We start from the raw sequence: 13711 nt of genomic DNA on the forward strand, positions 1-13711 counted from the left end.
TGGGAATGCAGAAACTATGCTTGCATGGCTGGTCTTCGATTTCGTATGACGATTTCAAAGGCCAGCTGTTGAATGACCAATTTCTTGACAACATCCATTCTGTTCCAAACAACCGCATCCGTCCTCATGGGATGGGGATGCTTGATTGTGTTGTTTTGGGTTCCCTCCGCCGCACAGGCTCAACTGCCCAGCGGATTGACGAAGTCGCGATGGGCAATGGACGATCCCGAGTATGCGGAGAAATATGCCCACGGGGCAGCGAAGACGGATATTGCGGGTAAGTTAAAACAAGCCAACGATGCCCGCTTTGTCGATCACCATTCCGGCTACTATCTATCCGCTGGTTTAACGGCGATTGGCAAGTCGAATAATCCACTCGGCAGTATTGAAGCGGGGTACACGGGCTATGGTGCCTCCTTCATGACTAGCCGCGCGGGCCTGATCGCCGCAGCTAACGACGAAGACTACTTTCTTGGTGGAGAGATCGGGATGCGGTTTCAAACTCCTAGTCGGCTGGCACCCTTTGTCGGGACTGGATTATTCACGGGGATATCCAGCGGCAGTGAACCCGCTACCGACGATGGTATCGACAATGACGACGACGGCCGAATCGACGAGCGCCATGAGGAGCGAGAGACTTTCGACGGCGCGTTATCGGCAATCTATCCTGAGGTGGGTATTCATTTCTGGTGGACGCCGCGCACCCGACTGACAGGTTTCGGGCGATACTTGATTACCACTGACGGGCGGGCGAACGACGCATGGTACTACGGTTTCTCAATCGCGATTCTGTCCAAGGAACATTAGCGGTCAAAATGGTTCCCGCCTGCATCCCGTGGGTAGACAGTCGAGCCACCCTCCCTCGCACTGCCGTGAACGGTGCCTATGATGCAGTCGGACAGGAAACCGTAGCCCTGGCACGCCATCTGCACTGCACTATGCGAAACTGAACTTGATCGACCAATACGCTCACGCTGATCGCTCACTTGTTCGCTCCCTCAACCACTTGTTCGCTCCCCCAACGCCACCCCAAAGTGCGGATTGACTCATGAAATCAACACGATCTAACGCAAATCGTGAACGCGGTGACTCGGAGGTCGGCAGCGCCGGTTTCACCAAATTCGTCTACGCGGTCTTCATTATCAACGTTCTTGCGGTGCTGTTGCTGCTGTTTGGGCTGCTCGCTGGATGGTTTGGAATCAGTGGCGACCGCATGACCGATGGGACTTATCGAGTGGGCCTAGTATTTGATGCGCAGGAGGTTGGCGACGATATCGGCGAAACGATGAATGCCGCGAGCAATCTGACCGAGACCGCGAAAACAGCCACGGGTTTAGAAACCTACGATGGCATTATCCAGCGAGTCGACGCAGCCTCGGCCCAGATCGTGCTGACCAGCGAAGGCACAGACTACGAAGTGCGATTTACCGATGCGACTGAGTTTGATGACGATGAGATCAACGACCTCAGCGATTTCAAAGTCGGCGATACCGTGCGGCTGACCGTTCAAGAGAAGAAAGACCAGTTGTTCGCCGTGAAGGTGAAGGAAGTGGCCACCGAGGTTGCGAAGTAAAAGCTGTGAATCGAGTATTTCATTCCCCCTCAGAGAGGTCCTGAACGTGCAGGTACTAGCGTCCAAATGTCCCTACTGCGGACATTCCGTCGAAACCACCGTCGACCACCTTGAAGAGCGAATTGTCTGTCCGTCGTGTCACAAGCCGTTCGAGATGGAGGTCCCCCGCGTCAGCGTCACCTCAGTTCGAGAAGTCGATGGCGATCGCGAGACAATCTCGCGTGATTTCGCATCGGAGCAGGGAGAGCAGACGCTGCTGAAAGCTCACCCGGTCATATTTAGGCGTCGACCACTGGGGACATTGGCGATCGTCGCTCTGTGGGTGGCCGCGGGATACCTTTTCATGCAGTCTCGCGGCGGCGAGCAGGCGGGCGCCATGGGGTGGGTGTCGCTCGCGATGATCGTCTGCTCTCTATTCGTGATTGCCTATTGGTACGTCCTCAGTGTGGCGACAACCCTGACGATCACCGATAGCCGAACCATTTTCAGGCAGGGGATCATCAGCCGCGATACCTCCGAAGTCCAACATGACGACGTCCGAAATATCCAGGTCGAGCAGAATTTTGCGCAGCGATTAGTCGGGGTCGGCGACGTTGGAATATCGAGTTCCGGGCAGGACGATCTGGAAATCGTCGCAGTGGCCATGCCCGACCCAGCGGGAATTGTCGATCTGATCCGCGAAAATCAGGACTAAATCTGCGATGCTTTGGTCGTCGAGATTCGCTATAGTTCACAGAATCTCCGCCATAGACCTATTTGCCCACCTTACCAAGGACTCGGTATTGCCATGTTTCGCCCAATTTCATTTGCTATCGTTGTCTTTGCGGCGACGAGATTTTTCTGCACGGCCACGCTATCGGCACAGCAGCCACCGCCGTCGTTGATTCCTCAACAGGCTCTCATGAGCGGCCCGACGTCTACCGAGGCCGGCGTCGTCAATGAAGCAGCTGTCGTTCTGCAGGAGCTGACCGCCGACACGACCGCAACGGGAATCCCCAAACATTTATTGGCCTCTGCCGAGGCGATCGCGATCGTGCCTCACTTCATTCGAGGGGCGTTTGTCGTAGGCTTTAGCGGCGGCCACGGCGTATTGGTGCAGCGTGATGCAAATCGCCAGTGGCGAGCCCCCGAATTCATCAACATGTTTGGCGGAAGTTTTGGCTGGCAGGCAGGCGTGCAAGCGACCGATCTCGTATTGGTATTTCGCTCTGCCCGCAGTTTGCAAAACATTCAGCGAGGCAAAATCACGCTCGGCGTCGATGCCTCTGCCGCCGCTGGGCCCGTCGGGCGTACCGCTGGAGCCGCGACTGATGGGTCACTGCAAGCGGAAATCCTGACCTACTCGCGTGCCAGAGGTCTATTTGCGGGCGTATCTCTGGGCGGTAGCAGTCTGCAGTTGGATATACCTTCGACACAGCAATATTATCAGATCACGCCGACAAATCCTGGCGTCGTGCCACCATCGGCAATCGCTTTGGTCAACGAACTGACGAGGCTCTCAAACACGCCCTCGCCCGAGGCGATTGAATCGCTGCGCCCGGCTGAGCCCACCAATCCAACATATTTAAACAGCCCCGAAGCTCAAGCTGCCCTCGACCTGCAATCACGTACGATCAGTGAGATTGCAGCGTCGATCGCGGCTCTCCAGCAGAAGGTGGACGCTCAGTGGCAGGAATATTTGGTGCTCCCAGCATCATGGCAGGTGCCTGCCTCGGTCACGCCCGACGAGATTCAGGCGGTGGTGGTTCGTTACGAACGTGTTGCATCCAACCCTCAGTTTGCCGCCTTGAGTAGCCAGCCTGAATTTGTGGAAACACTTCGTCTACTCCGTCAACTCGCCGCCGAGACCGCTGCGAAGCGGCAGCTTTCATTACCTCCTCCACCGACCTCGTTCTGAGCACGGTGGTGCCGTTTGACGTGATGACTGATGGTGCCGCGGTAATATCGACGTGGCGCGGTTCGCGAGTAATGTAACTTAGAACATCGTCGATAGGGCTTCGTTGAATTGGCCGCGTGTCAGCACGGTCGGAATGCCGTGGGTTCGCGCGGCGCGAATCCGATCAACCTGGACGTGAGGCGCATAGGCGATCACGTTTGCATCAGGGTAGTGGGATTGGCAGAGCGGCATCAGTTCCTCAACAACTTTCGACCGAGTTGATAGATCGACGATGACATGACTAACGGGATGCGACAGATCCAGTGGCAGGTTTCCGGACAGCCGAAAGGCAAGCCCTGCGGCTGTCGCGGCAGCCTGGACGCGTGAGGCAAAGATGAGGTCGCCCGACAGGAACACAACCGTGTTGGGAGGGGCCGAGGCCGAATCAGTACTGGAGGCGGTCGAGTTCGGGAGCGTCATGGGGAGTCTGGCCTCGTATGGAGAGAAGAAAGCTCGGTAGGGTTGTCAGTGATCATTTCGACTGAGGATCCTGATTGCGCGCGCGCTCATGACGAATCGCTTCGCTGACACGCCTCAGGATCGCGCGTTCCTCGTCGCTCAACGCATCGCGTCCGTAACTGTGCAGTCGTTGCAAAATATCGTCGACTCGAGCGGCGTCACTGGCCTCCTCACGCTCACGCTGAGCCGCCTCCAAGAGTTTGCGGGTACGCGCGCGTTGGTGACGTCGGGCCTGCCATTGGCGCAGCATAGGTCGAATGCCAACTCGCCCATGGAGCACCCCGGTTTCGCCATTGGCAACGAGGATTAATTGTGATGCCAACAGATCGTCACCTCGCGCAGAAATAAACAGCCACAACGCTAGCAGAATGACACCACACAGCGCCGGCCAAGCACGGCCCCCTGCCTGCGTACTGATTCCACTGAGCTCGATCGCGAGGACGCCACTGACGAGAATCGCCAACGCCATGGCGACCAGCCACCACTGAACGCGTCTGACTACGTCAATCGCCTTCCGCCGGTCGCTCGTCGCGAGCTCAGGAGGACGAGTGAACAACCCGATCACAGCCGACCAACCGACTCGTCCTAGCGATTGTGGGAGCGGAAGCAATTGCCAGAAACCCTGCAGACAAAAGATCCAACTGGCGGCGACCCAGGGGCGGTCGACTGCGGCAATTGTCGCCGTGGACCCGCTCAGCACGGGATCGGTATCTGTTTGTGGATTTTGCAATAGATCACCCAGCAAGCATCCCAAGCACGCGATGCCGATCGACAACAGCATCAGTGACCAGAGCGCAAGGACACGACTGGCGCCACCAAATACCTCCAACAGTTTAGGTCGTGGACCGAGCAATCGCATGTTGGGAATAGCCATCCAGACACCGCCAATGGTGAGGATGACGCTGTGCATGCCAGAGTCATCGTCGTCGCACGATTCTGATATCTCAGCGTGCTGTTTTACCGGCACCGGGATCGTAAATAGCGTTTGCGTCACCACTGCTTGAATGGTGAGTCCGAATAACCAAACACCTGCCAGGTACCCCCACGCGGGCGAGTCCGCGTGCGCGGTATCGCCGATCATTGACGGCACAACACTTAATAATGCTGCCGCCAAGAACCCCAATGGGACGGACAACGCCATCGACCAGTGGAGTGTCCCGATTGAGCAGACCCACCATCGCACGCTGCGACCAAAACTGGTCGCAGCGAGAGAGCTAGACAACGGATCGCGACGCATGATTCGTCCGCCCGGAGCCGGCGATGGGGGATTCACAGGATGCTACAGAATTTCTAGCAATTCAACTTCGAAGATCAGTACTTCGTTCGGACCAATCTTAGGCTGCGAACCGCGTTCGCCATATCCCATTTCTGGCGGGATGTAGAGCATCCACTTGGAACCCACCTTCATTTTCTGAAGTGCCAACTGCCATCCCTGAATGACGCCGTTGACGGGGAACTCAGCGGGTTCGCCTCGCTGGACACTGCTATCGAAAACTTCCCCGTTGGTCAGCTTCCCTGTGTAGTGAACGCGGACGACATCGCTCGGTGTGGGTGAACCACCTTCGCCTTCGGTGAGCACTTTGTATTGGATGCCCTTGTCAAGTTCCTGCACGCCTTCGGCTTTCGCGTTCTTTGCCATCCAATCCTTGCTGCTAACGAGGTTCTTCGCAGCAGCCTCTCGCATCTCTGCGTTCTTGGCGGCCTGACGCTTTTGCAACATGGCCTGGATCTTGCCTTGGGCCTCAGCGAGCTGTTCATCAGTCAGGGCAGGATCTTTACCCGACAGCGCATCGCCTAAGCCCTGCTGAAGTCCCGGGTTCGTGAAGTCGGTGGACTGGAAACCTTGTTGGGACAGCGATTGTCCCACGGAGAAACCGAGAAAGTATCCGACGGGGTCGTTGACGGGCGATGCGGCGTCTTGTCCGTGTAACGGCGTCGTCATGGCAATGGTTGTTAGTAGAGAAAGAGATAGGAGCGTCTGTCGCATAATTCAGGCGTCTTTGCGGTAGGAAGGAGGTAGGGCGAGGAAAATCTCAATCGTATTTTCCGGCGGGGCGGCAATCACCTGCCCGCGAGCCGCCCGGTAGAGGGTGGGCGTGGCGCGGCGGCTGATTCCAGAAGCTATAGAATACCACGACCGGAGACGCGTAGCTACCATCACCAGAGAGTGGGCGTGAGCGCAGCAGCGAACCTCGCCAGCCAATCATCAAACACCCGCACAGAGCCTCATGCCGCCTCGCTTTGACGAGCCCCCCTACGTTGACGAGCTCCCCCGACTGGCGTGAGGTCGCACTCCACGGCGAACACTCACCCAATCGTCTCGAGCTGGCAATCCTCCAGCTTCACGCTCACGCCCTGCTCCATAAAGCGGACTGCGACCAGCAAGCGGGTCTCGTTCTCGCGGCGAATTACTGTCCCCTCGTAACCCTGAAAGACACCGTTTCGCACTCTCACCATCGTCCCGGGCTGCAATCGACTCTCCACCGTCAGCGGAATGCCGAGCTCGATCAATGCTCGAATCTGCCTCAAATCATCGAGCAGTTGCTCGACCTCGTGAATCTCGGCCGCCTTGAGAACACAGCCCGTGCAGATCGCCGCATGCCGCTCCTCCTCGCCACCCCGCAAAAAGACGTACGTCGAAAACAATGGCAAGTAGGAGGTGCGTATCCGACCGGCCGGTGAGCGAGTCCGATTGAGAATCATCGGACCATAATGCCCAACCTCTGCCTCGCGGAGCCGACGCATCACCATTTTCTCTTGACGCGTGCGCGTGTAGAGCAGCCACCAAGGTGACTGCAAGGACTCCGGCTGGTCCAACAGATCGTCTGGAAAGCAATCTGGCTCGGGAGGTAGAATCGGCATTTTTGAACAGCTGCTAGCTTCTAGCTCTAGAAGGAGAACTTGAGGGTGATCGCGAAGATCCTACCGCCAGCCATGTAGACAGCCAACCAGGTAAGTTTCCAAGGCGAATTCCCATTCCAAGTGATTACTCGCGTTCAGGATAATCCAGCAGGCTGATCGGCTCGTCCGCTGTGGCGATCTCCCACAGCCGTCGATATGCGCCACTAACGCGGTCAGTTTGCGCAGCGACGAAACTTGCGTCGAGACCGCGTTTGTCAAATGCATCACCCACTTCAACGGGATCAAATCGCTCATCGACAATATACTGAGCCAGTACCGGGTTGCAGCGAAGATGCCGCTCGGGAGCGAGGTGTAGTTGTTCGGCATCGAGCTGGTCCAGGACATACCGCAAATACAGGTCGCTTTCGACAATCGACGATACCTCGGCACCGCACACTTCGCAAAGATATCCCTGATCACATTTCGCCATCACAACTCTTTCGCATTTCGTTCCCTGCCCGCTTGGATTTCCTGACCACTATAACCGCTCAGACATTGAGGAGATTGCCTCCCAACCGCCATCATGCAACCGCTCTTTTTTTGACTCGGGAGGATCATAGAGTAGTTTTCAACAGCGATACTGTCGGTGCGAAATCATAGGGGGATGGAAATGAATAAATTGATGGAAGGTGTCATCGATTTCCTGAAGGAGGAGGATGGGCCCACGGCAGTAGAATATGCCGTCATGCTTGCCCTCATCGCCGCTACCTGCTTGGCCGTCTTGCAAGGCGTGGACACCAGTACGGTGAGTGAAGTGAACGAGACCACGACAGGGTTGGGGAGTTGACGATGGTCGCTCTTCTACAAGGCATCGCAGATAACTGGGCGATTTGGCTGGTTACCGTCACTCTGATCACGGCGGCGGTGATCGACGGATTGACGATGAAAGTTCCCAACTGGCTGACATTCCCCTTCATCGTCAGCGGCTGGCTGTCGTGCGCCTATCACGACGGACTGGGAGGCTTCGGTAGCAGTCTGCTGGCCACTTTGGTCAGCATGATGTTGCTGCTGCCGCTGCGAAACGTCGGCGGAATGGGCGCCGGAGACGTTAAACTCCTCGCGGGAATCGGCGCCTGGTGTGGGCTGATCGTGACGCTGAAAGCTTTTGTAGCCACCGCGATCGTGGGTGGCATCATGGCAGCAAGCATGATTTGGCTGAGCGGAAATTGGATCCGGCACTACGCCCAAACGCTCGTAATCCTTCATGAGTGGAAAACCGTGCGTCAGCCAACCCAACTTGCTGCGTTGGCCAGACAGCGCAAATCCACAATGCTCCTACTTCCTTACGGTATCCCAATGGCCGTCGGCACGATCCTGTACTTTGGCTACGCCGACATGCTCTTGTGAAGATAGAAGGTTTAGGGGGTTTCTTTCACGAGCCGTGCACCGGATCGAGCTGACTGGGGCGGTATTCCGATGATGACAGAGAGACAACCGCTGGGTTGCGTCCGCGCGTGGACGACAGCAGCACCGGTTCACTTCGGTTACCCCGAGTAAATTCTGTCATGAGCAATAAGACCGTTCCGCTCCTCATCGCTAGTGTGGGCGGCGTCCTTGCCGCAATCGGCTTAACCCGCAGTATCCAAGCACCCTCCGGGGATCGTGCTAACGTGGCCAGCGTCGAGATCTTCGTATCGGTCAGAACGATCGATGTTTCGGAGGCGATCACGCCGGACAAACTGCGTCTGGAAACATGGCCGGTCGATCGGATTCCGAAAGGGGCCAGTGGTAATCTCGCCGATTTTGAGGGCAAATTTGCGCGACAGCGATTCTACGATGGCGAACCGATGATGCCTGTCAAATTGATCGACGAGGTCGCTGATGCCACACCCACAATCCCGCATGGCTATCGGGTCGTCGCCGTTGAATCCAATACCCGGCGAGGCGTCGGCAGCCCCATCCGCCGAGGCGATTTAGTGGACGTCGTCGCGTATTTTTCTCAGAGTGATCGGTTTGCTGAGCCAACTGCCAAGACCGTATTAGCAGGTGTTCGGGTTTTTGCGGTCGATGAGTTAAATCACTCTGGCACCGACCTAGTTAGTATCGATGCCCGAGCGGCATCCTCAATCTCGCTGCTGATCCACCGGAAAGATACGCCGGCGTGGACCTGCGCCAATGAGCTCGGCTCCATTCGACTGACGCTCGCGAGTCCTGCCGAATCCGATACTCACACCGATGATGCGGCGCCGAGCCCAGCAGCTTCCGAATTCTTAGCGTGGTTGTCCGACCAACAACCACCGCACGCCGTTGCAGGATCGGAGCTACTACAAACCGCCGCGACTTCGTCGGTACCAACCCTTGTTTCGGTGCCTCCCCCAAGCGCACTTGCCCCACCCGCCGAAGACTCGACACCCATTGCCATACCGACACCCATCGCAATCGCCACCAAAGAAGCCAAGCAAGGTTTCAAGATGCTCAAATTGTCTGGTGGAGTGCAGACTGAGTACTGGATTGAAGAGGGTACCGAGGTCCCTGTAATGGTGGACCAATCCAGTCTCGATGATCTCCAGCAAACCACCAGCCCCTTTTCAGACCTGTTCTGAGCAGAGCAACCTGCTTGGCAAGATTTCACAAGGGACGGGAAGCACTGTTTAACGGAAGGCACTGTCTAGCGGGAAGCACTGTCTAGCGGGAAGCATCGTTTAACGGCGGTCACTACCGCCATGGCACGACGATGATCGCTGAGCTCTCTGAGCTGCACGCGTACTCAAGGCGCGCCTTCTGCAATCTGCTCGGAGAGCTGAATCACCTCAGCGGGCTAAATATCATTCCGGCGATGCCATGTTCAGAGTAAGCAGGAAACTCAACGGGTCGGCGACGATGGCTACTCGATCCAAACGGCAAGGATGCCAACCATGCGAGCGAACCTCAACACACCGAACATTCCTAAGTTAGTCACGTTCAGCGTGATGATTGTCTGGGGACTGTTCGACGCGTCTGCGACGGTGGCCCAATCGGTGTCGATGCTGGCCTCGGTCCCTGCTACCCATTCCATTGCTGCGGCTAGGGAGCACATGGAATTGACCGTCAAATCCAGCCGCATTCTGTCGTTGAACACACGCATCCCGCGTTTCCAGGTGCACGATGAGGACGTGCTCGACGCCACTCCAGTAAGCGTTCAACGCATTCAAATTTCAGCAAAGAAACCGGGCACCACGCAGATTAACGTTTGGGATACGTCAGAGCGACTCTACACCATCGACGTGAACGTCGTCGCCGACACTCGCCCGATCGATGAGCTGCTGAACTCGCACTTGCCGCTCGCCTCACTGAAGGTAACGCCCGTCAATGCGAGTGCCATTGTGTCTGGGTACGTCACGCGCGTCGACGACGTCGATCGTGCCATCGCGATCGTCGAGCAGTTCTACGAGACGGCCATCAACAACGTTCAAGTCGCGGGCAGCTATCAAGTGCTGCTGCATACAAGAATGATGGAAATCAATCGCACAAAACTGCGGCGACTAGGGTTGAATGCGCCTTGGTGTCATTCGGCATCACCGAGCGGAGAATCCGAGCAATGCTTACGCTACGACGGTCACCTCAAGTCGTTCATTCAGGCCCTCGAGCAGCAGAACCTCGTGAAGGTCCTGGCCTCTCCGACGGTCGTCACAATGGATGGTCGGCATGCACGCTTTGCTGTCGGAGGTCGTGTTCCCACGATGCTCTCGGGTGACACAAGTCAACCGAATGTCGCATACGGCGAGTACGGAACGAGCATCGATTTTTTGCCAACGGTAATCGGCCCAGACCGAGTTCGCCTGAAAGTTCGCTCCGAGATGAGCGAACCTGACCCGCGCCACCCGGCGAACAGCGGCTCCACTGAATTACCGGCCCTGAAAACGCGATACGTGGACACGACGCTCGAGTTGCACACTGAAGAAACCGTATTGTTGGCGAGCTTACTCCAGTCACGCGATGTCTCTATCATCAAGCGCACTCCTGTTCTGGGAGCTGTTCCAGGAATCGGTGCGTTGTTTCGCCATGTCCATTGCGAGCACAACGAGATTGAATTACTGATCACGATCACTCCCGAAATCGTACCGCCCACGATGCCGGGGCAACCCTGGTGCATGCCAGTGAACAGTGCCGCGAATGACGAACCTTCATGGGCCCCCCTGGCCGTCTCACCTAGGAACGACGCCATGATTCACCAAGATGAAAACCGCCAGACCGACGACATTTTCTCATTCTCAGACCTGCTGTCGAGTGAACATGAGGCCGATGCGCTCAGTTCACGATGGTAACGTTAGAAAACACGTCGACAACGGGGAGGTAGCCATGTGTCTGCCGCTGCACTGCGGTCGCTTAGGAGTTGGATCGCTTCTAAATTCTTGAGCATCCAGGGTTGCCATTCGCTCGCATGGAGATTGTGGCAGTAACCGGCCAACGCCGCGATCGGCCCACTGTGACTGACCGCAATGACCTTGGTGGCGTGGTCGATTCTCCCAAGGTCGCCGAACCATTGCACTACGCGAGATTGCATCTCCGTCGTAGTCTCACCACCGGGTGGGCGGTAGTTGTCGGGATCATCGACCAACCCATTGAAGTTTTCAGGATCACTGTGGTAGACGCGATCCCATGTTGCTCCCTGCCAATCCCCATAGTCGCGTTCACGCAGTCGATCATCTTCGATTACTCGTGCCGATGGGAAATGAACCGCGATCATTTTCGCCAAAGACGCCGTACGGCTCAGCCCGCTATGAAAAACGAAATCGGCACGCGACTGTTGACCAATCGCCGCTGCAAGGGTTTGCCCTGCGGCCTGTCCTGCGGGACTGAGGGGCACGTCCATGGCCCCATAGCAAATCGACTTCCACTGAGGTTCTACTTCACCATGGCGAATCAAAGTGACATCAAGCACGACTGACGCCCCAGGTAGACGCGATCAAAATTACCAACTGAACCAAGTATGCACTGCAACCCAACAAATCCCCAGTCGTTCCGCCGACTCTCGAAATGATTTTCCGCCGAAACCAGGCGAGCACCACTCCACCGGCGAGTAACCCACACACTGCGGTCAGCGGCGACAGGATGATCCACGCGGCGATACATGGAAAGCCTATGAGAGAAGCGTAGACGAGCGTACGACTCGTTTGAGTCTGCGAAATCTGTCCAGCTTGTGAATCTCGGTCGACGACAGGCTCCGTGGTCACCATCATCGCTACGATGGCAACGCGTCCCAACGCGGCTGCCGCCACGATGCTGGCCCATGCCCAAACCGGTTGGCCTGCGATCAACTCCGCAGTTGTGACGATCCGAATTCCGACACCGATAATGAGCGACAGCGTTCCATAAGTCCCCAGTCGGCTGTCCTTCATGATGGTGAGGACTTGCTCACGCGTCCAACCGCCACCCAGTGCATCCCAGGTGTCGGCAAGGGCATCTTCATGAAACGCGCCGGTCAGCCAGGCCTCGCCGCCAATAGCCAGCAGCGCGGCCACGAGTGGAGATAGCCCATACATGGCACACATTGCAACGCTGGCCGTACACAGTCCCACACAGCCACCAACCAGCGGAAAAAACACGACGGATCGGCGAAGTGCAGCATAAAATACTTCGGCGGAACCGTGCGTTACGCCGGGGACTGGAATGCGTGTCAGGAACTGCACCGCAGTGGCAAACGCAACCCACATGGAAACGGCAGACGCGTTTGCTTCGGTAGGCGATGAACTCACGGCGACTCCAGTTCAGCGAGTGTGGCCATCCCGTTGATCATCGCAGCCGCTAAGTCGACTAATGGTAACGCTGCTAGCGCCCCCGTCCCTTCGCCCAAACGGCATCCCAAGTCCAAAACAGGTGATAACCAGAGTTGCTGCAAAGCGGCTTGATGTCCTGGCTCCGCCGAACGATGGCCTGCGATCATATTCAGCTTCGTCTGCGGGTGTATCGCGTCAGCCAACAATGCTGCGGACGTTGCGATATAACCGTCCAAAATAATGACCAACCCAAGAGCTGCCGCTCGTGCATAAAACCCAGAGAGCGCCACGATCTCCAGTCCGCCGACTTCACAGCCAATTTGCTGGGCATCAAGTGGTTCCAATGCACGCACACGGGCAATCGCATCCTCAACGACCCGTACTTTTTTTGCCAAACCAATATCGTTCAGGCCAGCACCACGTCCGACAGCATCCTGGACGTCAACACCTGCCAACAGACTCGCCAAACAACTCGCTGCGGTCGTGTTGCCGATCCCCATCTCACCGCCGATTACCAGTCGGCAGCCGTCATCGTTGGCTGCGTCCGCTCGCGCACTGCCGACCGCCCACGCGTGGTCGAACTCTTCGCCAGTCATGGCCGCAGCGAAACGCAGATTCCCTGTCCCCCGGCGTCCAGCGGCGTCAATGAACTGAACCGCCGATCCTGGAATCCGAGAAGCAGGCAACCGAGCACGCAAGCCCACATCGACGACTTCGTATTCACAATGCAAATGCTCAGCAAACACGCCGCTCGCTGTCCGCCCTGACTGCATCACCCGAGTGACCAAACCTGTCACTTCACTTGGCCACGCCGTCACGCCTTCACTCGTCACGCCATGATCTGCCGCAAAGACGACGACGCGGCGGGGCGAGACAGATGGCGACAACGTGCCTTGAATTGCACACAGCTTGCGAGCGATCGACTCCAGTTCACCCAAACTTCCCGGTGGTTTGCATAAACTGTCGATGCGAGCATTGATATCGTGACTTGATGGAGCCTGCATCATGCTGAATATTCTTGGTTGCATGGGGAAACGTGACGCAACTCCGTTTTAGAGTGGCTAGTGCTTGCTTATCGTACGCGATGCGTATTTCTGAGTGCCTTTAGTTTTAGGGGCCCAAGGCCCATCCGTGCAGATAGCCAAT

General features: G+C 56.8%; 16 protein-coding genes. 8 read left to right on the forward strand and 8 right to left on the reverse strand.

Annotation, left to right across the window (positions count from 1 at the left end; translation table 11 throughout):
* Window positions 1-84 precede the first annotated feature (84 nt).
* From Poly21_RS11475 to Poly21_RS11490, 4 genes are all read left to right on the forward strand, one after another.
* Entirely contained in the window at window positions 85-807 is a 723-nt protein-coding gene (locus Poly21_RS11475) for a hypothetical protein (protein ID WP_302118701.1), read from the forward strand.
* Between the two features lie 241 nt (window positions 808-1048).
* A complete protein-coding gene (locus tag Poly21_RS11480) occupies window positions 1049-1573 on the forward strand; it encodes a hypothetical protein (protein ID WP_146407186.1) in 525 nt (174 codons plus the stop codon).
* A gap of 46 nt (window positions 1574-1619) precedes the next feature.
* Window positions 1620-2267 (forward strand): PH domain-containing protein, encoded by a 648-nt coding sequence (locus tag Poly21_RS11485; RefSeq protein ID WP_146407187.1) that lies wholly within the window; start codon window positions 1620-1622, stop codon window positions 2265-2267.
* A gap of 93 nt (window positions 2268-2360) precedes the next feature.
* Window positions 2361-3470 (forward strand): lipid-binding SYLF domain-containing protein, encoded by a 1110-nt coding sequence (locus Poly21_RS11490; RefSeq protein WP_146407188.1) that lies wholly within the window; start codon window positions 2361-2363, stop codon window positions 3468-3470.
* A 78-nt stretch (window positions 3471-3548) separates the two neighbouring features.
* Here Poly21_RS11490 and Poly21_RS11495 read toward each other — a convergent pair whose 3' ends face one another.
* From Poly21_RS11495 to Poly21_RS11515, 5 genes are all read right to left on the reverse strand, one after another.
* Entirely contained in the window at window positions 3549-3929 is a 381-nt protein-coding gene (locus Poly21_RS11495; RefSeq protein WP_146407189.1) for a histidine kinase, read from the reverse strand.
* A gap of 52 nt (window positions 3930-3981) precedes the next feature.
* On the reverse strand, window positions 3982-5109 hold the full coding sequence (locus tag Poly21_RS11500; RefSeq protein WP_302119752.1) for a hypothetical protein: 1128 nt from the start codon (window positions 5107-5109) through the stop codon (window positions 3982-3984).
* 138 nt (window positions 5110-5247) lie between these two features.
* Window positions 5248-5910: a BamJ family beta-barrel-assembly machinery protein gene (bamJ, locus tag Poly21_RS11505; RefSeq protein WP_146407191.1), complete on the reverse strand. Its 663-nt coding sequence runs from the start codon at window positions 5908-5910 to the stop codon at window positions 5248-5250.
* Window positions 5911-6275: 365 nt separating this feature from the next.
* Complete coding sequence (gene nusG / locus Poly21_RS11510) at window positions 6276-6830, reverse strand: transcription termination/antitermination protein NusG (RefSeq protein WP_146407192.1); 555 nt, start codon at window positions 6828-6830, stop codon at window positions 6276-6278.
* Window positions 6831-6954: 124 nt separating this feature from the next.
* On the reverse strand, window positions 6955-7299 hold the full coding sequence (locus Poly21_RS11515; RefSeq protein ID WP_146407193.1) for a hypothetical protein: 345 nt from the start codon (window positions 7297-7299) through the stop codon (window positions 6955-6957).
* Window positions 7300-7479: 180 nt separating this feature from the next.
* On the opposite strand from Poly21_RS11515, the gene Poly21_RS11520 reads away from it, so the two are divergent.
* From Poly21_RS11520 to Poly21_RS11535, 4 genes are all read left to right on the forward strand, one after another.
* Window positions 7480-7656 (forward strand): Flp family type IVb pilin, encoded by a 177-nt coding sequence (locus Poly21_RS11520; protein WP_146408619.1) that lies wholly within the window; start codon window positions 7480-7482, stop codon window positions 7654-7656.
* Between the two features lie 2 nt (window positions 7657-7658).
* Window positions 7659-8216 carry an A24 family peptidase gene (locus tag Poly21_RS11525; protein ID WP_146407194.1) on the forward strand — a complete coding sequence of 186 codons (558 nt, stop codon included), beginning with the start codon at window positions 7659-7661 and terminating at the stop codon, window positions 8214-8216.
* A gap of 158 nt (window positions 8217-8374) precedes the next feature.
* Complete coding sequence (gene cpaB, locus Poly21_RS11530; RefSeq protein WP_146407195.1) at window positions 8375-9412, forward strand: Flp pilus assembly protein CpaB; 1038 nt, start codon at window positions 8375-8377, stop codon at window positions 9410-9412.
* Between the two features lie 312 nt (window positions 9413-9724).
* Complete coding sequence (locus Poly21_RS11535; protein ID WP_302118703.1) at window positions 9725-11113, forward strand: type II and III secretion system protein family protein; 1389 nt, start codon at window positions 9725-9727, stop codon at window positions 11111-11113.
* Between the two features lie 2 nt (window positions 11114-11115).
* On the opposite strand, the gene Poly21_RS11540 is transcribed toward Poly21_RS11535, so the two are convergent.
* From Poly21_RS11540 to cobT, 3 genes are read right to left on the reverse strand one after another with little or no spacing between them, the layout of a single operon-like run.
* On the reverse strand, window positions 11116-11730 hold the full coding sequence (locus tag Poly21_RS11540) for a histidine phosphatase family protein (protein WP_146407196.1): 615 nt from the start codon (window positions 11728-11730) through the stop codon (window positions 11116-11118).
* Entirely contained in the window at window positions 11723-12544 is an 822-nt protein-coding gene (locus tag Poly21_RS11545; RefSeq protein WP_146407197.1) for an adenosylcobinamide-GDP ribazoletransferase, read from the reverse strand. The genes Poly21_RS11540 and Poly21_RS11545 overlap by 8 nt, the downstream gene beginning before the upstream one ends.
* Entirely contained in the window at window positions 12541-13572 is a 1032-nt protein-coding gene (gene cobT, locus Poly21_RS11550) for a nicotinate-nucleotide--dimethylbenzimidazole phosphoribosyltransferase (RefSeq protein ID WP_302118704.1), read from the reverse strand. The genes Poly21_RS11545 and cobT overlap by 4 nt, the downstream gene beginning before the upstream one ends.
* Window positions 13573-13711 lie beyond the last annotated feature (139 nt).

This window comes from Allorhodopirellula heiligendammensis (assembly GCF_007860105.1).
In the GTDB taxonomy this organism is placed as follows: Bacteria; Planctomycetota; Planctomycetia; order Pirellulales; family Pirellulaceae; genus Rhodopirellula; species Rhodopirellula heiligendammensis.

Excerpts from the sequence above, each read along its gene's own strand:
- bamJ (WP_146407191.1), bottom strand. The coding sequence starts at position 5,910 with ATGACGACGCCGTTACACGGACAAGACGCCGCATCGCCCGTCAACGAC.
- Poly21_RS11480 (WP_146407186.1), top strand. The coding sequence starts at position 1,049 with ATGAAATCAACACGATCTAACGCAAATCGTGAACGCGGTGACTCGGAG.
- Poly21_RS11520 (WP_146408619.1), top strand. The coding sequence starts at position 7,480 with ATGAATAAATTGATGGAAGGTGTCATCGATTTCCTGAAGGAGGAGGAT.
- cpaB (WP_146407195.1), top strand. The coding sequence starts at position 8,375 with ATGAGCAATAAGACCGTTCCGCTCCTCATCGCTAGTGTGGGCGGCGTC.
- cobT (WP_302118704.1), bottom strand. The coding sequence starts at position 13,572 with ATGATGCAGGCTCCATCAAGTCACGATATCAATGCTCGCATCGACAGT.
- Poly21_RS11490 (WP_146407188.1), top strand. The coding sequence starts at position 2,361 with ATGTTTCGCCCAATTTCATTTGCTATCGTTGTCTTTGCGGCGACGAGA.
- nusG (WP_146407192.1), bottom strand. The coding sequence starts at position 6,830 with ATGCCGATTCTACCTCCCGAGCCAGATTGCTTTCCAGACGATCTGTTG.
- Poly21_RS11495 (WP_146407189.1), bottom strand. The coding sequence starts at position 3,929 with ATGACGCTCCCGAACTCGACCGCCTCCAGTACTGATTCGGCCTCGGCC.
- Poly21_RS11500 (WP_302119752.1), bottom strand. The coding sequence starts at position 5,109 with ATGGCGTTGTCCGTCCCATTGGGGTTCTTGGCGGCAGCATTATTAAGT.
- Poly21_RS11525 (WP_146407194.1), top strand. The coding sequence starts at position 7,659 with ATGGTCGCTCTTCTACAAGGCATCGCAGATAACTGGGCGATTTGGCTG.
- Poly21_RS11535 (WP_302118703.1), top strand. The coding sequence starts at position 9,725 with ATGCGAGCGAACCTCAACACACCGAACATTCCTAAGTTAGTCACGTTC.
- Poly21_RS11515 (WP_146407193.1), bottom strand. The coding sequence starts at position 7,299 with ATGGCGAAATGTGATCAGGGATATCTTTGCGAAGTGTGCGGTGCCGAG.